This window comes from Bradyrhizobium sp. AZCC 1588, assembly GCF_036924735.1.
GTDB lineage: Bacteria > Pseudomonadota > Alphaproteobacteria > Rhizobiales > Xanthobacteraceae > Bradyrhizobium.
The window spans coordinates 5,155,979-5,175,651 of the sequence record NZ_JAZHSC010000001.1 but is presented as its reverse complement, the minus strand read 5'-3'; the positions used below and the strand labels follow the sequence as shown (position 1 = coordinate 5,175,651).

General features: G+C 63.2%; 14 protein-coding genes. 4 read left to right on the top strand and 10 right to left on the bottom strand.

All coding sequences use genetic code 11. The annotated features are described in order from the left end of the window. Nucleotides 1-63: 63 nt before the first annotated feature. Complete coding sequence (locus tag V1277_RS24125; RefSeq protein WP_334418435.1) at nucleotides 64-1,722, bottom strand: flavin-containing monooxygenase; 1,659 nt, start codon at nucleotides 1,720-1,722, stop codon at nucleotides 64-66. 225 nt (nucleotides 1,723-1,947) lie between these two features. Here V1277_RS24125 and V1277_RS24120 point away from each other — a divergent pair, with 225 nt between their 5' ends. Next, the gene (locus tag V1277_RS24120; RefSeq protein ID WP_334418434.1) at nucleotides 1,948-3,081 is read left to right on the top strand and encodes a nitronate monooxygenase; all 1,134 of its coding nucleotides are present in this window, start codon (nucleotides 1,948-1,950) and stop codon (nucleotides 3,079-3,081) included. A gap of 129 nt (nucleotides 3,082-3,210) precedes the next feature. Next, nucleotides 3,211-4,725, top strand: coding sequence for an acetyl-CoA acetyltransferase (locus V1277_RS24115; RefSeq protein WP_334418433.1), 1,515 nt, complete (start codon nucleotides 3,211-3,213; stop codon nucleotides 4,723-4,725). A gap of 179 nt (nucleotides 4,726-4,904) precedes the next feature. Here V1277_RS24115 and V1277_RS24110 read toward each other — a convergent pair whose 3' ends face one another. The 8 genes from V1277_RS24110 to ltnD all read right to left on the bottom strand — a co-directional run bounded on the left by V1277_RS24110 (nucleotide 4,905) and on the right by ltnD (nucleotide 17,417). Further along, nucleotides 4,905-6,647: a methyl-accepting chemotaxis protein gene (locus V1277_RS24110; protein WP_334418432.1), complete on the bottom strand. Its 1,743-nt coding sequence runs from the start codon at nucleotides 6,645-6,647 to the stop codon at nucleotides 4,905-4,907. A gap of 260 nt (nucleotides 6,648-6,907) precedes the next feature. Beyond that, nucleotides 6,908-7,876 (bottom strand): helix-turn-helix domain-containing protein, encoded by a 969-nt coding sequence (locus tag V1277_RS24105; RefSeq protein WP_334418431.1) that lies wholly within the window; start codon nucleotides 7,874-7,876, stop codon nucleotides 6,908-6,910. 445 nt (nucleotides 7,877-8,321) lie between these two features. After that, a complete protein-coding gene (locus V1277_RS24100) occupies nucleotides 8,322-10,022 on the bottom strand; it encodes a methyl-accepting chemotaxis protein (RefSeq protein ID WP_334418430.1) in 1,701 nt (566 codons plus the stop codon). Nucleotides 10,023-10,235: 213 nt separating this feature from the next. Then, a complete protein-coding gene (locus V1277_RS24095) occupies nucleotides 10,236-12,263 on the bottom strand; it encodes a methyl-accepting chemotaxis protein (RefSeq protein ID WP_334420440.1) in 2,028 nt (675 codons plus the stop codon). A gap of 250 nt (nucleotides 12,264-12,513) precedes the next feature. Then, nucleotides 12,514-14,205, bottom strand: a complete 1,692-nt coding sequence (locus V1277_RS24090) for a methyl-accepting chemotaxis protein (RefSeq protein ID WP_334418429.1) — start codon at nucleotides 14,203-14,205, stop codon at nucleotides 12,514-12,516. Nucleotides 14,206-14,383: 178 nt separating this feature from the next. Next, nucleotides 14,384-15,661: a 3-oxo-tetronate kinase gene (otnK, locus tag V1277_RS24085; protein ID WP_334418428.1), complete on the bottom strand. Its 1,278-nt coding sequence runs from the start codon at nucleotides 15,659-15,661 to the stop codon at nucleotides 14,384-14,386. Further along, nucleotides 15,658-16,440, bottom strand: a complete 783-nt coding sequence (gene otnI, locus V1277_RS24080; RefSeq protein WP_334418427.1) for a 2-oxo-tetronate isomerase — start codon at nucleotides 16,438-16,440, stop codon at nucleotides 15,658-15,660. The genes otnK and otnI overlap by 4 nt, the downstream gene beginning before the upstream one ends. A 26-nt stretch (nucleotides 16,441-16,466) precedes the next feature. Beyond that, on the bottom strand, nucleotides 16,467-17,417 hold the full coding sequence (ltnD, locus tag V1277_RS24075; RefSeq protein ID WP_334418426.1) for an L-threonate dehydrogenase: 951 nt from the start codon (nucleotides 17,415-17,417) through the stop codon (nucleotides 16,467-16,469). A gap of 82 nt (nucleotides 17,418-17,499) precedes the next feature. Between ltnD and otnC the strand changes: the two genes are divergently transcribed. Continuing rightward, on the top strand, nucleotides 17,500-18,159 hold the full coding sequence (gene otnC / locus V1277_RS24070; protein WP_334418424.1) for a 3-oxo-tetronate 4-phosphate decarboxylase: 660 nt from the start codon (nucleotides 17,500-17,502) through the stop codon (nucleotides 18,157-18,159). 29 nt (nucleotides 18,160-18,188) lie between these two features. Here the strand turns inward: otnC and V1277_RS24065 are convergent, their stop codons facing one another. Then, a complete protein-coding gene (locus tag V1277_RS24065) occupies nucleotides 18,189-19,175 on the bottom strand; it encodes an integrase core domain-containing protein (protein ID WP_334414523.1) in 987 nt (328 codons plus the stop codon). A 133-nt stretch (nucleotides 19,176-19,308) separates the two neighbouring features. Between V1277_RS24065 and V1277_RS24060 the strand changes: the two genes are divergently transcribed. Continuing rightward, a complete protein-coding gene (locus V1277_RS24060; RefSeq protein WP_334418422.1) occupies nucleotides 19,309-19,596 on the top strand; it encodes a GIY-YIG nuclease family protein in 288 nt (95 codons plus the stop codon). The last annotated feature ends 77 nt before the right edge of the window (nucleotides 19,597-19,673 follow it).

Sequence of the window (19,673 nt, the reverse complement as noted above, 5' to 3'; positions counted from 1 at the left end):
GCTTCCGCCTTCGCTCGTTGAGCTACAGCGGACAAGTCGCTTTGCCCACCCTACGGGAGCGGTTTACGACGCTGCCACCTTGCGCGGCACCGAAGCCCGCTCCATCACAAATCCTTGATAGCCTTTGGCCGCGACCTCGTTGCAGATCTGCCGGTAGGGGCCGACGCCGCCGATATAGGGCATGAAGATGCGCGGCTTGCCCGGGACGTTGGCGCCCATGTACCAGGAATTGGCCTGCGGATAGAGCGTGCTGGAAGCGACCTCGTTGACATGGGCGACCCATTTGTCCTCGGCTTCGGTGGCGGCTTCCATCGTGTCGAGCCCGCGATCGCGCATGTAAGCGAGGCAGTCGGTGATCCAGTCGACATGCTGCTCGATCGACACGATCATGTTGGACAGCACCGACGGACTGCCGGGGCCGGTGACGATAAAGAGGTTGGGAAAGCCCGCGCTCATCAAGCCGAGATAGGTGCGCGGGCCCGCGGCCCATTTTTGATTAAGCGTCTGGCCGTCGCGGCCTTTGATATCGATCTTCGCCACCGATCCCGTCATGGCATCAAAACCGGTCGCCAACACCAAAGCGTCGACTTCGTAGTTTTTGCCGGCCACGCGCACGGCGTTTTCGGTGATCTCTTCAATCGGATTCGACTTGATGTCGACCAGCGTCACGTGTGGGCGGTTGAAGGTCGCGAAATAATCGGTGTCGATGCAAATGCGTTTTGAGCCGATCGGATGGTTGTTCGGCTGCAATAGTTTTGCCGTTTCCGGGTCCTTGACGATCCCGGCGATCTTCTCGCGGACGAAATTCGCAGCGGTGTCGTTGGCGGTCTTGTCGAGCGCAAGATTGTTGTAGACCGACATGAAGGTAAGCCCGCCGTGATTCCAGCGCGCCTCGTACTTCGTACGGCGCTCGTTGTCGCCGTCATCGAGTGCGCCGCGGTCGGGCATCTCGGTGTAGATGCCGTTCTTCGCGATCTCGCGGGCGAAGCGCCGGATCTCGGGATAGTTGGCGCGGAATTTTTGCCGATCCTGTTCCGTCAGCGGCGCATTGCGGGCGGGAATCGAGAAATTCGCGGTGCGCTGAAATACCGTCAGATGGCTGGCCTGTTCGGCGATGACCGGCACCGACTGAATCCCCGACGATCCCGTACCGATGACGCCGACGCGCTGGCCGGTGAAATCGACTTCCTCATGCGGCCAGTGGCCGGTGTGGTAGACCTTGCCCTTGAACCGACCGAGACCCTTGATGTCGGGCATCCGCGCGTTCGACAGGCAGCCGGTAGCGAGCACGACGAATTTTGCCGACACCGTTTTGCCGTCCGAAGTCGTTACCGACCAGAGGGAGGTCGCCTCGTTGAACTCGGCACGATCGACACGGGTGTCGAACTGGATGTCCCTTCGCAGATCGAAACGGTCGGCAACGTGGTTGGCGTATTTCAAAATCTCCGGCTGCGGTGCATAGCGCTCGCTCCAGTCCCACTCCTGCTGCAGCTCTTCCGAGAACGAATAGGAATACTGCATGCTCTCGACGTCGCAGCGCGCGCCGGGATAGCGGTTCCAGTACCAGGTGCCGCCGACGCCCGAGCCCTGCTCGTAGACCCGCGCCGTCATCCCCTGCCCGCGCAAGCGGTGCAGCATGTACATGCCGGCAAAGCCCGCGCCAACCACGACGACGTCGTAGGTAGCAGGGGATTTGGCGGCGGCGGACGGCATGGCGGACATGAAAACGGGCTCCCTGAAAATTATGTTGGTTGCGTGCAGCATTCTATCGATAGCGCCAAAGCGCAAGACGCAAATCGGCGGCCGTGCCCTGCATATTTTGCGAGATGGAATTGCAAGCCCTCCTCAGGATGAGGAGTGAGACCGCTTGGCATGCAAGCCTCCGATGGGCTAGCGTCGCGCGGAAAGCCGAGCAGCAATCCGGAATGCTGCCGCTGGGAGGTCACCATGAAATCGCCAATCTGCGACATGCTGGGAATTGAATTCCCCCTGCTCGCCTTCAGCCATTGCCGCGACGTCGTTGCCGCCGTCAGCCGCGCCGGCGGGTTTGGCGTATTGGGCGCGACCGCGCATTCGCCCGAGACGATCGAACAGGAATTGAAATGGATCGACGATCACACCGATGGCAAGCCCTACGGGCTCGACGTGCTGATCCCTGAAAACATTTCGACCGCGGGCGAGAAGGACGTCACCTGGAAGAGCCTGGAGGCGCGGATTTCGTCGCAGCATCGCGATTTCACCCGCAACCTGCTGAAGAAATACGGCGTCGAGTTGACGACGAGCAATGTCGCCGACAACCAGCCGCAGCCGTTTGACGCGCAGCGCGCGCTTGACGTGCTCGAGGTCTCGTTTCGCCATCCGATCAAGCTGATTGCGAACGCGCTTGGCGTGCCGCCGAAGCAGATGATCGACATGGGCCGCAAGCATGGCGTGCCGGTGGCGGCGCTCGTGGGCTCGAAAGAACATGCGTTGAGGCAGGTCGCTGCCGGCGTCGATATTTTGGTTGCGCAAGGCACCGAGGCCGGCGGCCATTGCGGCGAGGTCTCGACCATGGTGCTGGTGCCCGAGGTAATCAAGGCGATCAAGCCGGTCCGTGACGTGCCGGTGCTGGCCGCAGGCGGCATCATGACAGGCAGGCAGATGGCGGCCTGCATGGCGATGGGTGCGGCCGGCGCCTGGACCGGCTCGGTGTGGCTGGCGACGGTGGAATCGGAGACCACGGAAATTTTCCGCGAGAAGATGATCGCGGCATCCTCCCGCGACGCCGTCCGCTCCAAGGGCCGCACCGGCAAGCCGGCACGACAATTGCGGTCGGTGTGGACCGATGCATGGGACCGCGGACCGGACAGCCCCGGCGCCTTGCCGATGCCGCTGCAAAGCATCATCAGCCGCGACGCCTTCAATTCGATCGACCGCGCGGCCGCCGCCGGCAATGTGCAGGCGCGCGACCTCGTGACTTACTTCGTCGGCCAGGGCGTCGGCCTGATCGACAGCGTGAAGTCGGCCGGCGCCGTGGTGCAGGAATTCAAGGAAGATTTTGCCGACGCGGTGGAGCATATGAACATGCTGATGGAGGAGTGACGGCGAACCTCCCGTAGGGTGGGCAAAGCGAAAGCGTGCCCACCACTTCCGAGCAAGAAGCTAGATGGTGGGCACGGCGCAAGCGCGCCTTTGCCCACCCTACGAGACTAGAAAGCGAAACAAGAAAAAATGTCGAACTCCCCCCTCCCCGAAGACCGCATTCCCGTCATCGTCGGCGTCGGCGAAATCGTCGACCGGCCCAAGGACATCGCCGCTGGCCTCGAACCGCTGGCGCTGCTCGAACAGGCGGTGCGGCGCGCGGAAGCCGATAGCGGCGCAAAGCTGCTCGGCGAACTCGGCTCGCTCGACGTCGTCAATTTCCTGAGCTGGCGTTACCGCGATCCCGAGAAGCAGCTCGCAGCAAAGCTTGGTGCTGCGCCAGCGCATTGCTATTACGGCCCGGTCGGCGGCGAGAGCCCGATCCGCTACATTCACGAAGCCGCAAAGCGCATCGCGCGCGGCGAGTGCAGCGTGGCGGTGGTCTGCGGCGCGGAAGCGCAATCCACCGCAACCAAGGCCGAGCGCGGCGGCATCGCCCTGCCATGGACGCCGTTCGCCCATGACGTCGAGGAGCCGAAGCGCGGTGCGGCGTTTCAGAAGCCGATGGCGGTGAAGCTTGGGGTGTTCCGCCCCATCACCGTCTATCCGCTCTACGAATCCGCCACCTCAGCGCATTGGGGCCAGACGCCGCGCGAGGCGCTCGCCGAATCCGGCGCGCTGTGGTCGACCTATTCGAAAGTGGCGTCAGAAAATCCAAATTCGTGGCTGAAGAAGCGTTTTGCACCTGAAGAGATCATCACGCCAACGCCGGAGAACCGGCTGATCGCCTGGCCGTACACAAAACTGATGGTGGCCAATCCGACCGTCAACATGGGCGGGGCCGTCTTGCTGACCTCGCTGGCGAAAGCGCGCGCGGCCGGCGTAGCCGAGGAGCGGCTGGTCTATCCGATCGGCGGCGCGTCGGCGGAGGAGCCGCGCGACTATCTGGTGCGCGACCAGTTCTATGAAAGCCATCCGCAGAACGCGGTGCTGAAGGCGGTGATGGACCTGGTCGAGGGCGACGGCAGGAAATTCGATGCCATCGAGCTCTATAGCTGCTTTCCCTGCGTGCCGAAGATGGCGCGGCGGACGCTGGGCTTGGGCCCCGACGTGCAGCCGACGGTGACCGGCGGCCTCACCTTCTTTGGCGCGCCGCTCAACACCTACATGACGCACGCGGCTATTGCGATGGTGCGGAAACTGCGCGAAGGCGACAAGCTCGGCCTGCTCTACGGCCAGGGCGGCTTTGTCACCAAGCATCACGGACTGGTATTGTCGCGCGAGGTGCCGAAGGGGCCGCTCGCGCAGGACACCAGCGTGCAGGCCGAGGCCGACCGCCATCGGCGCACGGTGCCGGACTTCGTCACCGACGCCTCAGGCAAGGGCAAAGTCGAGAGCTTTACCGTGATCTACAAGGGCAAGGGTGAGGTCGAGCACGGCGTGGTGATGCTGCGCACCGAGCAGGATGCGCGGGCGTTGGCGCGTGTGCCCGCTGGTGACGCAGCGACGCTCAAGCATCTGCTGAGCCTGGATCGGACGCCGGTGGGGTCGGTCGGCGATATCGTTGCCGCGGATGATGGCGTGCTGGAGTGGCGGGCAGGATAGTTCTCGTGTCCCGGACGCGGTGCAGCGCACAGAATGTAGGGTGGGCAAAGCGAAGCGTGCCCACCATTCACGACGCGATCTGTTGATAGATGGTGGGCACGGCGCTAAGCGCGCCTTTGCCCACCCTACCGTTTAGTGCGTGCTGCGCTGCGTCCGGGGCACGAAAACATCGTAGCCCCTCACGCCGCCCGCACCGTATCGAGGAACTTGCCGACCTCGAGCTTGAGGCGGTTCGAGTCGGCCGAGAGCGACTGTGCCGCCGAAAGCACCTGCGCGGAAGCCGAGCCGGTCTCGCTGGCGCCGCGTTGCACGTCGGTGATGTTGGCCGAAACCTGCTGGGTGCCGTCGGCCGCCTGCTGCACGTTGCGGGAGATTTCCTGGGTCGCCGCGCCCTGCTCTTCCACCGCCGCGGCGATGGTCGCGGCGATCTCGGCCAGCCGTTCGATGGTGCCGCTGATTTCCTTGATCGCGCCGACGGATTCGTGAGTAGCGCCCTGGATGCCTGATATCTGCTGACTGATCTCGCCGGTGGCCTTGGCGGTCTGTTCGGCGAGCGCCTTCACTTCCGACGCCACGACCGCAAAGCCGCGGCCGGCTTCGCCCGCGCGCGCCGCCTCGATGGTCGCGTTGAGCGCCAGCAGGTTGGTCTGGCCTGCAATGGTGTTGATGAGTTCGACGACGTCGCCGATGCGTGCTGCCGCCTTCGACAATTCGCTGACGCGATCGTTGGTGACGCGCGCCTGGTCGACGGCTTCACCCGCCATTCGCGCCGATTCCTGCACCTGACGGCTGATCTCGTTGACCGAGGAAGACAACTCTTCCGTCGCTGACGCAACCGATTGCACATTCGTGGACGCCTCTTCCGAGGCCGCGGCCACCATCGTGGTCACCTGCTGGGCGCGCTCGGCGGTTGCCGTCAGCGTGCCGGCGGAAGCTTCGAGTTCGGTAGACGCCGACGACACGGTCTCGACGATCTCGCCGACGGCTGCCTCGAACGAATCGGCAAGTCGGACCATATCGGCCTTGCGCTGCTGGGCCGCGACCTGGTCCTGCTTCATCTTGGCTTCGGCCTCGTCACGAGCTTTCTGCTCGGAGACGACTTTGAACTTCTCGACGGCGCCCGCGACCGCGCCGAGTTCGTCCTTGCGGCCAAGCCCGGGCAGCACGACGGCGAAATTGCCGCCGGCGAGTTCCTCCATCGAAGCGCTCAATCCCCGCATCGGGCGAGCAATCGTGAATAAGGAAAACACGGACGTGCCGATCAAGAGAAGGATCGTGCAGAAGCCGACGATCATGGATTGGCGTTCGGCCGAGGTCATCTCCTGGGCCGCCTGCGCGGCTTCCTCCTCCACGCGACGCTTGCTGAAATCGGCAATCTGGTTGGCGAGCGCTTCGAGCTCGGCCGCGATCGGCAGCGTGACTTCCCGCGCAACGCGGATGGCTTCTTCGTTCAACTCCGCGACGCGCGCGGCGGCATCGGAACCGCCACCCGCGGCGGCAATCGCTTCACCACGGACTGCGGCGATCTGCTGGGCTGCCTTGGCGTAGTCCGCCGCCCGCGTCTTGAGCTTCTCGATGCGTGCCCGATTTTCGCTGGAATGGGACAGACGCAGCATCTCGTCGGCAAATCCGTTCACCGACTTGAGCCGGGCCGCCAGATAGTCATTCGCTTTCTGCAGGTCCGCCGAACTGTTGACGAGGCGAAGATCGCGCACGCCGGTCTGCATGCCGCGAATTGACGCCTTCGCACCTACCGCTTCCCGCGCGACCGTCTGCTGCTCCGACTTGCGGGTATCGGCGTCGCGCAGTGAACTGTTGGCGCGCATCTGGGTGATCACCATCGCGGCGACGAGCAGAACGCCGAGCCCCGAGGCGATGCCGAGCTTGGCGCCGATCGACAAGTTCAGGATAAAACGGGACATGGCTTTGCATCCTTCAAAATGAAACGACCCTGGGGAAATCACAGCGCTGCCGTTATTTCCCGCAGGGCGGGATCACGGTGAAGAAGTGCCGGGCCAATTTGGGACGAGCCGGTTCGTTGCGAACGAAGGGCTCCTGCGGCGGCATAGCCACAGAGCGGCACCCATGACCGTCAGGCTTTCATACGATGGTTAACCGGCGTCTAAGGCGGGACGGTCCGGGAATTGGTAGTATTACGGAAGCGCGGCGCGCTTTAGCTCCATCATGCCGGATCGCCCGTCTGCCTGCGCGCTGCCGACAGCGTCTGCTGCGGTGTTTCGCCAAACAACTCGCGATAGAGCGCGGTGAACTCGCCCATGTGCCAGAAGCCGTTCGCGAGCGCGACCGCCTTCACCGACTGCACCGACGCGCCGCGCACCAGTTGTTGTCGGACGTTCCACAGCCGCCGCAGCCGCATGTAGCGGTGCATGCTCATGCCGCGAATGGCAACCACGGCGTTATGCAGCGTCCGCACGGAGACGCCGAGTTGCCGCGCCACGTCGGCGCTGTACAACGTCCTGCCGGCACTATCGGCCACGAACTCATCGAGCTTTCGGACCAGCGCCAGATAATGGCTCAGGCTCAGGCGCTTGGCTTCGGGTGTGGGCGATGCCGCAGCCATCGCCAGATCGATCGCCTGCAGAATCGATTCTTCAACATGCTCGATCACGTTCGGCTGTGCGAAGCTATCGGGCGAATGCGAAGCGAGCGTCAGGACATCGCGAACCGTCACCCGGAGCGCCTCGCATCTATCTGGCAGCGTCGCGATCAGTTGAGCGCTATCGGCATCGCCTGGCCAGCCGCGATCGTCGATGGAAGCAAAATTCACAAGCGCCACCAGATTGGCCCGCTGCTCCACGATCTCACACGTCGCGGTACCCTTGACCAGGAGCAAGGCCGGCGCGCGGGCTTCAACGCCGTTGATGATCAACGAAGCCGCATCGTCCATCGTGAAGCCGACGATCGCGCCGGTCGTGGAATACTGCATCTGCAGAATTCGAGGGAACGTCCGCTGCAGATGGACCGAACAGGACTTCAGCTTCAGCGAGGCGAAAGCGGCGGCAAAGTCCTTGGCGTCGAGCGGAATGCTCTTGGCATCGCCCAGTCCTTCGATGCTCCGGAAACGATCGACGTCCAGAGACCGGCTAATCTTTACGAACTCAGACTCAACAAGGTCATCGAGCAACGACACGCGGCGGTCATCCGAGCCGTCGGCAGCGATCGTCGCAACAACGAAAAAGAGCGCTAGCCGGGATTGAGAAGGATCGTGTGCGCAACTTGACCATGGCGGGTGGGTGCCTCGATGCGCCTCCCCTTTGGATGAAGCGTGTTGAGTCCTGGCTCATCTTCTTTGACGCAGAACACATGTCAGAGGTTCAGATCGTCACGATACCTCCGCGTATTACCACTTTTTCCCGCCTTAGGAAGTTCATTCGCCACATTTTATCCCAGTTTCGCTCAGGGCGATCGAACGGCACATGCCGCAATCGCAATTTTACGATCTAGGGATGTTTATCGCTCCTCTTGCAGCCGAAAAGCCGACGGCTCATGGCAAGTCGCGTTTCTGATTCGGATCGCCAGCGATCGCGAAGCCGGGCATCAGGAACCGGCTTCGAACCGAATAGCAGGTACGAAGATCAGGCCGCCCGCACCGAGTCGAGAAAGCGGCCGACCTCGAGCTTGAGGCGGTTCGAGTCGCCTGACAGCGATTGCGCTGCCGCGAGCACCTGCGAAGACGCCGATCCGGTTTCGCTGGCGCCACGCTGCACGTCGGTAATGTTGGAGGACACCTGCTGGGTGCCCATGGCCGCCTGCTGCACGTTGCGGGAGATTTCCTGCGTCGCGGCGCCCTGCTCTTCCACGGCCGCCGCAATCGTCGACGAAATCTCCGACAGTTTTTCAATCGTGCCACTGATGGCCTGGATCGCGTTCACCGACTCCTGCGTTGCCGCCTGGATGCCGGTGATTTGTTGTCCGATCTCGCCGGTTGCCTTCGCGGTCTGTTCCGCCAGCGCCTTCACTTCGGAAGCCACGACCGCAAAACCGCGGCCGGCCTCGCCGGCGCGCGCCGCCTCGATGGTGGCGTTGAGCGCCAGCAGGTTGGTCTGGCCGGCGATGGTGTTGATCAGCTCGACGACGTCGCCGATGCGGGTTGCCGCCTTCGACAATTCGCTGACGCGGTCATTGGTCGTGCGCGCCTGCTCCACGGCGTCGTTGGCCATCCGTGCCGATTCCTGCACCTGGCGGCTGATCTCGGTGACGGATGACGCCATCTCTTCGGTGGCCGACGCCACCGACTGCACGTTGGTCGAGGCTTCCTCGGAGGCCGAAGCGACCGTTGTCGCGAGTTCCTGCGCGCGTTCCGCGGTCGACGTCAGCGTGCCCGCCGAGACCTCGAGCTGGCTGGACGCCGACGATACGGCTTCGACGATCTGGCCGACCGCCGCCTCGAAATCGTTGGCCATCTTGTTCATGTCCGCCTTGCGGCTCGCCACGGCGCGGGTCTCGGCCGCGTGCTGCTCGACCTCCAGCGACTGGCGGGCGATGGCATTGCTCTTGAACACTTCGACGGCCTTGGCCATCTCGCCAACCTCATCGCCGCGCCCGATGCCGGGCACCTCGACGGCAAGGTTGCCGCTGGCGAGATCGTTCATTGCAATCGTCATCCGCTGCAGCGGACCGGTGACGCTACGCGCCACGAAGATCGACACCACGAGTGTAAACAGCAGGACTACGCCGGCAACGATCAGCGAGCGCTGGGTCGAGGCCCAGGTCTGCGCCGTCAGGTCGTCGATGTAGACACCGGTGCCGACGACCCAGTTCCACGGGGCGAAGCCGACCACGTAGGACAATTTCGGTTGCGGCTTGTCGAAGCCGGGCTTCGGCCATTCGTAGGGAACAAAGCCGGAGCCGTCCTTTCTGACGGTATTGACGAAATCGACGAACAACAGCTTGCCGTTGGGATCCTTGTAGGACGAAAGATCGTTGCCGTTCATCTCCGGCCTGATCGGATGCATCACCATTTTCGGATGCATGTCGTTGATCCAGTAATAGTCGTTGTTGCCGTACCTGAGCGCCCCGATCCGCGCCATCGCCCGCTTCTGGGCATCGGCGTCGGAAACGTTGCCCTTCTGGGCCGCGGCATGCTCTTCCTTGATGATGCCGAGTGCGAGATCGCCGAGGTGGCGCAGCTCGATCTGCTTCTGCTGATTCAGGCTCGATGCCAGTTCGCGGGAGTCGAGAAAGGCGATGCCCAAGAGCCCGGCAAAGCTCAGGCAGATGAGGGCATAGATCTTTCGGCCAACCGTCAGCTTGGCCCGGCTTATCATTCCAAACATGCTTGATCTCCCACGCGACGACGGTGGTCGTCAGCCCCACTGCGCGGAATCGTATATGTCAGGCGCTTTCTACCCGTTAATTTTGTGCTCAGTAGATATACGGGGTTTTATTAACCAGGACCGCGGCCAGTCCATCCCATCGATTCCGAACGACAAAAGGCCCGCACCGGATCAGGGGCGGGCCTTCGTAAGTGTCTGCGGTGTGGCGGCTGCCTACGCCGCCCGTACCGAGTTCAGGAACTTGCCGACCTCGAGCTTGAGGCGGTTGGAGTCCGACGACAGCGACTGGGCCGAAGAGAGCACCTGCGTCGAGGCCGATCCGGTCTCGCCGGCCCCGCGCTGCACGTCGGTGATGTTGGCGGAGACCTGCTGGGTGCCGCGGGCCGCCTGTTGCACGTTGCGGGAGATTTCCTGGGTTGCGGCACCCTGCTCTTCCACCGCGGCCGCAATGGTCGAGGATATTTCCGACAGCTTCTCGATCGTGGAGCTGATCGCCTGGATCGCACCGACGGACTCCTCCGTCGCGGCCTGAATGCCGGTGATCTGCTGGCCGATCTCGCCGGTCGCCTTCGAGGTTTGTTCCGCCAGCGCCTTTACCTCAGATGCCACGACGGCGAAGCCGCGGCCGGCGTCGCCAGCACGGGCGGCCTCGATGGTGGCGTTGAGCGCCAGCAAATTGGTCTGTTCGGCGATGGTGTTGATGAGTTCGACCACCGCGCCGATGCGGGCCGCCGCCTTCGACAATTCGCTGACCCGGTCATTGGTGGTGCGGGCCTGATCGACGGCCTCATTGGCCATCCGCGCCGATTCCTGAACTTGACGGCCGATCTCGGTAATCGACGACGCCATCTCCTCGGTGGAGGAAGCCACCGACTGCACATTGGTGGAGGCTTCCTCGGAAGCCGCCGCCACCATCGTGGTCAATTCCTGGGCACGTTCGGCAGTCGTCGTCAGCGTCCCGGCGGCGGCTTCGAGCTGGGTCGACGCCGATGACACGGTCTCGACGATATTGCCGACCGCACCTTCGAAATCGTCGGCGAGCTTGATCATCTCGGCCTTGCGCCGCTGCGCCGCGATCAGATCCTGCTGAACCTTGGCTTCGGCTTCCTCACGCGCCTTGTGCTCGGCGTTCTCGCGAATGACGGTCACCGTCTTGGCGAGATCGCCGATTTCGTCGCCACGGTCGGCGCCGGGAATCTCAACGTCGAGATTGCCGCCGGCCATCTCGCCCAGCGCACCGTTCAGCCGCGTCATTGGACGCGCGACCCCGAGGAAGGAGAATGCCACCGAGGCGATCAGCGACGCGACGACGATGATCGCCATGATCAGGTTGATGCGGTTGGCGCGCTCGGTATCGGCCATGACCTCGTCCTTGGAAGTCCTGGCATCCTTTTGCGCGGCCTCGACGGTTGTTTCCATCAGATCGGCGACATCTGCGGCGGCCTTGACGGTGCGGTTGGCGATGATGTCGTTTTTGAGCTGCTCGGTCTTTACCGCTTCCTCATTGGCGGCCAGGAAGCGCTTGACGGTCGAGGAAAGGTTGCTGACCACGACCAACAATTCCCGGTCATCGGCCTCGCCCCGCAGTTTGTTGAACACGTCCTTCAGCGAGGCCTCGGTCTTGGCCATCTCCGAGACCAGGTTGGCATCGCCGGTTGCGCCGAGCTTCCAGGCAGCAGCCCGCAACGCGTTCACCTTTCCATCGGCCTGAAACAGCAAACGCTCGATCTCGAGGCGGTTGTCCAACTTCGCCATGGCCGGCAACTTCAACTGGGCATCGACCGCCTTGGTCCATTCTTCCGAGATGACCGAGCGCTTGTCGATCTGCGCCAGCAGCGTGATCTGCGCCTTGGCGAGATCTTCCACGGCGGCGGTAAAGCCATCCATCAAAGTCTTGATCTTCTGCAGCCGTTCCCTGGCGTCCGGCCGCTGCGCCATCGTCAGCGCCGCCTCCAACTCCTTCGCCCCGCTCGCCTTGTAGCGCTGCAAATCGGCAACGGTCTTCTCGACCTCGGCGGAAGTCCTCGCCAGCCTGACATTGCCGGCAGCAAGCTGAATCTTGCGCAGGTCGATATGGGCGGAGAGCGAGTTGTCGGCCACCTGCTGCGACCCGGCGGCGCGCTCGCTGGCTTCCTCGATCCTCGATTCGGTGACCATCTGGTTGGCGACCATGCCGATCGCCAGCAGGACGCCAACCGCCCCGGCCAAGCCCAGTTTGTATCCGATACGGTTGAGCTTGATCATGTCGACGACCCCAATTTCTTCTGAATCAGTTTTCCGGATGCGGAATTTTTACGACGCAAAGGAACCGGCAACCCTCGCGCGCGAATCCCTGAAGATGCGGCGCAGCGTAGCGGGGACCGGTTAATTTCCGCTTGCGTGAAATTACGGGCATCCAACCGGGTTGCAGCCCCTCAATCTTCGCGTCAGACGCGAAAAGGCCCGGCGCGCTTTCAGCGAGCCGGGCCCCTTCGTCGACGGCCGGCGGTTGTCAGGCTGCCCGGACCGACTCCAGAAACTTGCCGACCTCGCGCCGGAGGCGCTGGCTATCGCCCGAGAGCGACTGCGCCGCCGACAGCACCTGCGAGGAGGCCGCACCGGTCTCGCTGGCGCCGCGCTGCACATCGGTGATGTTGGTGGAGACCTGATGGGTGCCGCGGGCGGCCTGCTGCACGTTGCGGGAGATTTCCTGGGTCGCAGCGCCCTGCTCTTCCACGGCGGCCGCAATCGCCGAGGAGATTTCCGCCAACCTTTCGATGGTGCCGCTGATTTCCTTGATCGCGCTAACAGAATCCTGGGTCGCGCCCTGGATACCGGCAATTTGCTGGCTGATCTCGCCGGTGGCCTTTGCCGTCTGTTCGGCCAGCGCCTTGACCTCCGACGCCACGACCGCAAAGCCACGACCGGCCTCACCGGCGCGCGCCGCCTCGATGGTGGCGTTGAGCGCCAGCAGGTTGGTCTGGCCGGCGATGGTGTTGATGAGTTCGACGACGTCGCCGATCCGGCCCGCTGCCTTGGACAATTCGCTGACCCGGTCGTTGGTGACGCGGGCCTGACCGACTGCGTCGGTCGCCATCCGCGCCGACGCCTGCACCTGGCGGCCGATCTCGGTGACCGAGGAAGAAAGCTCTTCGGTCGCCGAGGCCACCGACTGGACGTTGGCGGAGGCTTCGCCGGAAGCCGAGGCGACGGCCGAGGTCAGCGTCTGCGAGCGCTCGGCGGTCGCCGACAGCGTGCCGGCCGACGCTTCGAGCTGCGTCGAAGCCGAGGATACCGTCTGCACGATCTCGCCGATCACGCTTTCGAAGTTGCGGGTGATGCCATCGACCCGCCGGCCGCGCTCGATCTTGGCTTCGGCGTCGGCGTCAGCAGCCTCGTCGGCCGCTTTCTTGGCAATGAGCGCTTCCTTGAACACCTGCAAGGTATCGGCCATCGCGCCGATTTCGGTCTTCTCGCCCTGGTGCGGCACCTCGGCGCTCAGGTCGCCCTTACCCAGCGCCTGCATCGGCGTGACGATCGAAGCAATGCCGCGCGAGACGTCGCGAACCAGATAGACGCTGATGCCGATGCCGATCATGACGGCGCCACCGAGGATCAGGGCAAGCATCATGAGAGCGGCGGTGTAGCTGTCGGCCGCCTCCCTTGCCGCCTTGTCCGCGCCTGCATTGTTCAGATCGATGCTCTTCTTCAGGACGGCGTCGGCATCGAGGCTGATCTTGTTGACGGTCGTGGTATTCAGGTCGTGGGCTTCGGTCGGGATATTCCCAGCCGCCTTGCGCGACAGTTCCATGACCTCCTGGGTGCCCTTCCGATATTTGTCCCACAGCCTCGACCATTCGGCATACAGCGCGCGCTCCTCCGCCGAGGTGATCAGCGGCTCATAGGCAGCGCGGATCTTGGTGTTGCTCTCGATGACGGTGGCGAGTGTCTTTTCCATCGCCAGCTTCTCTTCCAGCGTCTCGGACAGCATATGCTCGCGGATCACGTTGCGGTAGGTGATGGTGCCGGCGCGCAGGTCGCCCAGCACGCGGATACTCGGCATCCAGTTGGTCGCGATATCGACCGTGTTGGCATTGATGGCGCGCATGTTCTTCACCGCGAGCAGACCCATGCCCGCCATCGCGACGAGCAGGAAGGCGACCACGGTGATGATCTTGGTGCGGATCGAATAGCGGGCGAGCATGGGTGGAATCTCTTATTTTGGGCACGCGAAACGCCGCCTGGGAAAAGGCCCGGATTTTGGAAAGGAAGGATGCCTGGCGGATATCAAACCCGACGCGTCCTCAAGTTGAGTTAATTCGCGTCGGTACAAATACCTACGCGACAGTTCTCACCAGGAAATGAATGTCGGCTTGAGGCGATCAGCGCATCAGCTTCAATGCATCGGAGAAAAATTCCGTCCCGCCGAAATTGCCTGATTTCAGTGCGAGCAGCATCTCGCCGTCCTCGGCGCCGACCGCGCGCAAAACCGGCACGCCTGCAGCGATTTCTTCGCCGACGAGAAAGCCCGGAATCCTCAGCCGATCGACGACGGCGCCCGAAGTTTCACCACCGGCGACCACCAGTCGCCGCACGCCGGTGCGCACCAGGCCTTCGGCGATATCGGCCATCGCCTGCTCGATGGCATGTCCGGCTGCATCGCGGCCATGCCGAGATTGCAGAGCTGCAACCTGGTCCGGCGTCGAGCTGCTGGCGATCAGGATTGGACCATCGCTGATTCGGTCGCTCGCCCAGGCCAGCGCCCGGCGCGCCTCTGCCGGCCCCGCGATGATCTGCTCGGGATCGAGATGCAGCACGGCCATGGTCTTTTCGGCATTGGCAATCTGCGCCAACGTCGCTTGCGAGCAGCTCCCCGCAAGGCACGCAGCCGGTCCACCGACCGGCGTGCCGGAGACCGCGCCCGCGGAAGCCGCTTTGACCTTGCCGGAGGCGACCAGCGCGCGCGCAAGGCCGAGACCGATGCCGGACGCGCCGACGGACAGGCGGTGATCCAGCGCGACGGCGCCGATGGTTTCCAGATCGCGGTCAAAGACCGCATCGATGATGGCCGCGCCGATACCCTTTCCCGCCAGCTCAGCGAGACGTCCGCGAACCGCCTCCGCGCCGCGCGTGAGGGTCGCGAGATCGACCAGTCCGACCTGGGTCCGGCTCTGGCGCGCCAGCACCCGCACCAGATTGGAATCATGCATCGGATTGAGCGGATGATCCTTCAGCGGGCTTTCGTTCAGCGGCACGGAGCCCACGAACAGATTGCCCTGATAGACGGTGCGGCCGGTTTCCGGAAAGGCCGGCGTCACCAGCACAATCGCCTCGTCGCAGTCGGCGCGCAGCGTGTCCATCACCGGACCGATATTGCCGGCGTCGGTGGAATCGAAGGTCGAGCAGATCTTGAACAACACGTGGCCGGCGCCGCGGCCACGCAGCCATTTTTCGGCGGCGCGCGAACGCTCGACCGCAACATCAGCCTCGATCGAGCGGCTCTTGAGCGACACCACCACCGCATCGACGTCGGGGAGCGCAAGATCGTCTGATGGCACGCCGATGGTCTGCACCGTGCGCAAGCCCTGACGCGTCAGCGTGTTGGCGAGATCGGAAGCGCCGGTGTAGTCGTCGGCAATACAGCCAAGGGACAGTTTCACGGTTTTGCTCCGGCATAGGGCTTGAACCAGCCGAGGCCATCGGTGGTCTTGCCGCGCGGGTTGTATTCGCAGCCGACGAAACCGCCATAGCCGAGCCGGTCGAGCTCGGTGAACAGGAACGGATAGTTCAGCTCTTCGCCGTCAGGCTCATTGCGCGAGGGAATGCTGGCGATCTGGACATGGCCTGTTATCGGCATCATCTCGCGCAACCGCATGGTGACGTCGCCGTGAATGATCTGGCAGTGATAGATGTCGAACTGCAGTTTGAGATTTGGGATTTTCAGCTCGGTAATCAGGTCGCGCGCGAAGGAAAAATCGTTGAGAAAATAGCCAGGCACGTTGCGCGGATTGATCGGCTCGATCACGACGTCGAGGCCATGGGGCGCGTAGAACTCGGCTGCCCATGCCACCGACTTGTAGAATTGTTCGACGGCCTTCGTGCTGCTGCGATCGGCGATGCCCGCCATCAGATGCAGCCGCTTGACGCCGGTCGCCTTCGCGTAAGGCAGTGCGGTCTCCAGGCTTCGCTTGAGATCGTCAAAGCGCTCCGGCAGCGCGGCAAAGCCCTTTTCGCCGGCGTCCCAATTGCCCGGCGGCAAATTGAACAACGCTTGCGTCAGGCCGTTCTTTTTCAACCGTTCGCCGACGGCCTCTGCGGGATGGTCGTAGGGAAACAGAAATTCGACCGCGGTGAAGCCCGCCTGCGCCGCCGCATCGAAGCGGTCGAGAAACGGGACCTCGGTGAACATCATGGAGAGATTGGCGGCAAAGCGCGGCATCTACGGTCCCCTTCTTGATCTTGCTCTTACTTCGGCTCGCCCGGCAGATGCGTGCCAGTGACTTTTGCATACATCCGCGCGACCGAGGCATCATCGTCGCGGCCCATGCCGGCGGCTGACGTCATCAGGAACATCTGCAAGGCGGCAGCCGAAACCGGCACCGGGAATTTCGCCGAGCGTGCCATGTCCTGGATGATGCCGAGATCCTTGACGAAGATATCGACCGCGCTGCGCGGCGCATAATCGCCGTCGAGCACGTGCGGCATGCGGTTCTCGAACATCCAGGAATTGCCGGCCGAGGCCGTGATCACCTCGTAGACTTTTCGGATGTCGAGGCCCTGCTTGGCAGCGAACGCGATGGCCTCGGAAGCGGCGGCGATGTGCACACCGGCCAGCAACTGGTTGATCATCTTGAACGCCGCACCCTGCCCGGCGGCATCACCGAGCTCGTAGAGTTTTGCCGCCATCGCGTCCAGCGCTGGACGGGCTTTGGCAAAGGCGGCCGGACTGCCGGATGCGAGGATGGTGAGTTCGCCCTGCGCCGCGCGCTGTGCGCCGCCGGAAATTGGCGCGTCTAGGTAGTGCCGGCCGGATTCTTCCAACTGTTTGGCGAGACGCCGTGCTACGTCGGGGTCCATGGTGGCGGAGGAAATAAATACCGCGCCTTTCGCCAGCGTTTCAGCGACGCCCTTGGCGCCGAACAGAATGGTCTCGGTTTGCGCGGCGTTGACGACGACGCTGACGACGATGTCGGCCGATTTTGCCGCTTCCGCCGGCGTCGCGGCACCCTTGCCGCCCTCGGCGACGAACCGCTTGACCGTGTCAGCCGAGACGTCGCACCCGGTGACCTCTAGCCCCGCGCGGCGCAGCGAGGTCGCCATGCCAAAACCCATCGAGCCCAGCCCGATGACGGCGACGCGCGGTTTAGCGGATTCTGGCATGCGGCGGTTCCTCGATGGTTTCTGTTCAGCGGCCATTCGGCCGGCGGCTTGGCGCCTTGCGTATCACGGCTTGGCCGCGCTGCCAAAGCGTGAGACAAGGCGGAAAAGAGGTCGGTCCATGAGCGAAACAAGGCTCCGCGAGGAAATCTGCCGCTTCGGCCGCTCGCTGTTCGAGCGCGGGCTGACGCCGGGCTCCTCCGGCAATATCAGCGTGAAGCTCGACGACGGCGGCTGGCTGGTGACGCCGACCAATGCGTCGCTCGGCTTTCTTGATCCGGCGCGGATGTCGCGGCTCGGGCCCGACGGACGGCTGGTATCCGGCGATGCGCCCACCAAGGAAGTGCCGCTGCACACAGCCCTCTACCAGACCCGTGGCGCGGCGCGCGCGGTCGTGCATCTGCATTCGACCCATTCGGTGGCGCTGTCGATGCTGCCCGAGATCGACCCCCGCGCCGCGCTGCCGCCGATGACGGCCTATTACGTGATGAAATGCGGCCACACCGCGCTCGTGCCCTACTATCGGCCCGGTGATCCGGCCGTCGCCGACGCCATCAAGGGGCTGGCGGGGAAGTACTCCTCCGTGCTGCTCGCCAATCACGGCCCGGTGGTTTCGGGTGACACGCTCGAAGCGGCGGTGTTCGCGATGGAGGAACTGGAAGAGACGGCGAAGCTCTATCTGCTGCTGCGCGGACTGAACCCAAGGTATCTGTCGCCGGCGCAGGTGAAGGATTTGGTCAAGGTGTTTGGGTTGGCGCTGCCCGAGCATGGGCACGACTAGCCTCTCCCCGTCATTGCTGTCGATGTTCACTAATTCGCTGATTGGATCGCGGTGGTCTTGGTGGCTGCAAAGGCCTTCGGGGTCAGCCCTGCAAGGGCCTGATGAGGCCTGTGGTTATTGTAGTAGATCAGGTACTCGAACAGCTCTTTGGCGAAGTGGTCGAGATTGTCGAAGGTTGCGCCCTCGATGACGTCCTCTTCGAGGGTTCGCCAGAAGCGCTCGACCTTGCCATTGGTTTGCGGCCGGTAGGGCCTGGTGTAGCGATGCTTGATGCCGAGTTCGAGCAGCATGGCCTCGAAGGGATGCTCCTGAGGGGTGTTGCGGGAGGCGAACTCGGCCCCGTTGTCGGACAGAATCTCGGCGAAGATCAGTCCGTAAGTGACGTTGAGAGTATTGATCATCTTCAGCGTCTTGAACATCACCGGAAGCGCCTTCTTGGAGGTCAGCACCTCGGCCCAGGCCAGGCGCGAGCAGCTGTCGATCAGGCAGATGATGTAGGGCGTGACAGGGGGTGGCGCGAGGAACATGTCGCGCGGCAATTGATGCAGATCGACGTGGCCGAGCTCCCCGAGCTTGTCCTTGATAATGCGGCGTTTCTCCTCGCGCATCGCCGGCGTGCGGCGGTTCAGTTGATGGCGCTTCAGCACCCGGTAGATGGTCGATGGCGAAGGTACTGTGGCGCGCTGCTCACGCAAGACGGCATGGATCTCGTAGCGGTTCATCCCCCGTTGGCGCTGAGCGATGATCTCGGCCTCGATCCCGTTCGGCTCGCGCCGTTCCCGCCATTTGGGCCCACGACGACGCGGCAACAGGTCGGCTCCATCGCCGCTCTGCAGATAGCGGTTGTAATACTTGCGGAAGGTCTGCGAACAGGTTCCGTGATGGCGGTAGAAATCCCCAACACTCTTGAACACCGCCGATCGGCCCGCCTTGACCGCCTCATATTCCGGGATCAGAAACCGCCACTTCTGCAGGTAATTGCGTTCAATCGTCCGGTCATAGCTGTTATCGCGCATCGGATCGTCCTCCAGAGGAGCGATCCAATCAGCGAATTAGTGAACTTGCACAATTGCGAGCGAAGCGAAGCAATCCAGAGGCCACGGAAAGACTGATTGCTGCGCTCCTTAAGAACATCAGCGGAAAAATCGGATGAAACAGCCCTGCGTCTACATCATGGCAAGCCGCCGCAACGGAACACTGTATACCGGCGTAACGAGCAACCTGCCGAAACGGGCTTTTGAACATCGCGAAGGGCTGGTTGCGGGGTTTTCAAGAAAGTACGGGTGCAAGATTCTGGTTTGGTACGAACTTCACGGCAGCATGATCGAGGCCGTTACCCGCGAAAAGCAAATCAAGGCGGGCAGCCGCGCGAAGAAGCTGGCGCTGATTGAGGGCCTGAACCCCGACTGGAAGGATCTTTACGGCGATCTGATTTGAGATCGTCATTGCGAGGAGCGTAGCGACGAAGCAATCCAGACTGCCGTCGCGGAGGGATTCTGGATTGCTTTCGCTTC

Bases quoted from the DNA above. Each gene is read 5' to 3' on its own strand.
- V1277_RS24125 (WP_334418435.1), bottom strand. From the start codon at position 1,722: ATGTCCGCCATGCCGTCCGCCGCCGCCAAATCCCCTGCTACCTACGAC.
- V1277_RS24120 (WP_334418434.1), top strand. From the start codon at position 1,948: ATGAAATCGCCAATCTGCGACATGCTGGGAATTGAATTCCCCCTGCTC.
- V1277_RS24115 (WP_334418433.1), top strand. From the start codon at position 3,211: ATGTCGAACTCCCCCCTCCCCGAAGACCGCATTCCCGTCATCGTCGGC.
- V1277_RS24110 (WP_334418432.1), bottom strand. From the start codon at position 6,647: ATGTCCCGTTTTATCCTGAACTTGTCGATCGGCGCCAAGCTCGGCATC.
- V1277_RS24100 (WP_334418430.1), bottom strand. From the start codon at position 10,022: ATGTTTGGAATGATAAGCCGGGCCAAGCTGACGGTTGGCCGAAAGATC.
- V1277_RS24090 (WP_334418429.1), bottom strand. From the start codon at position 14,205: ATGCTCGCCCGCTATTCGATCCGCACCAAGATCATCACCGTGGTCGCC.
- otnI (WP_334418427.1), bottom strand. From the start codon at position 16,440: ATGCCGCGCTTTGCCGCCAATCTCTCCATGATGTTCACCGAGGTCCCG.
- ltnD (WP_334418426.1), bottom strand. From the start codon at position 17,417: ATGGCCGCTGAACAGAAACCATCGAGGAACCGCCGCATGCCAGAATCC.
- otnC (WP_334418424.1), top strand. From the start codon at position 17,500: ATGAGCGAAACAAGGCTCCGCGAGGAAATCTGCCGCTTCGGCCGCTCG.
- V1277_RS24065 (WP_334414523.1), bottom strand. From the start codon at position 19,175: ATGCGCGATAACAGCTATGACCGGACGATTGAACGCAATTACCTGCAG.
- V1277_RS24060 (WP_334418422.1), top strand. From the start codon at position 19,309: ATGAAACAGCCCTGCGTCTACATCATGGCAAGCCGCCGCAACGGAACA.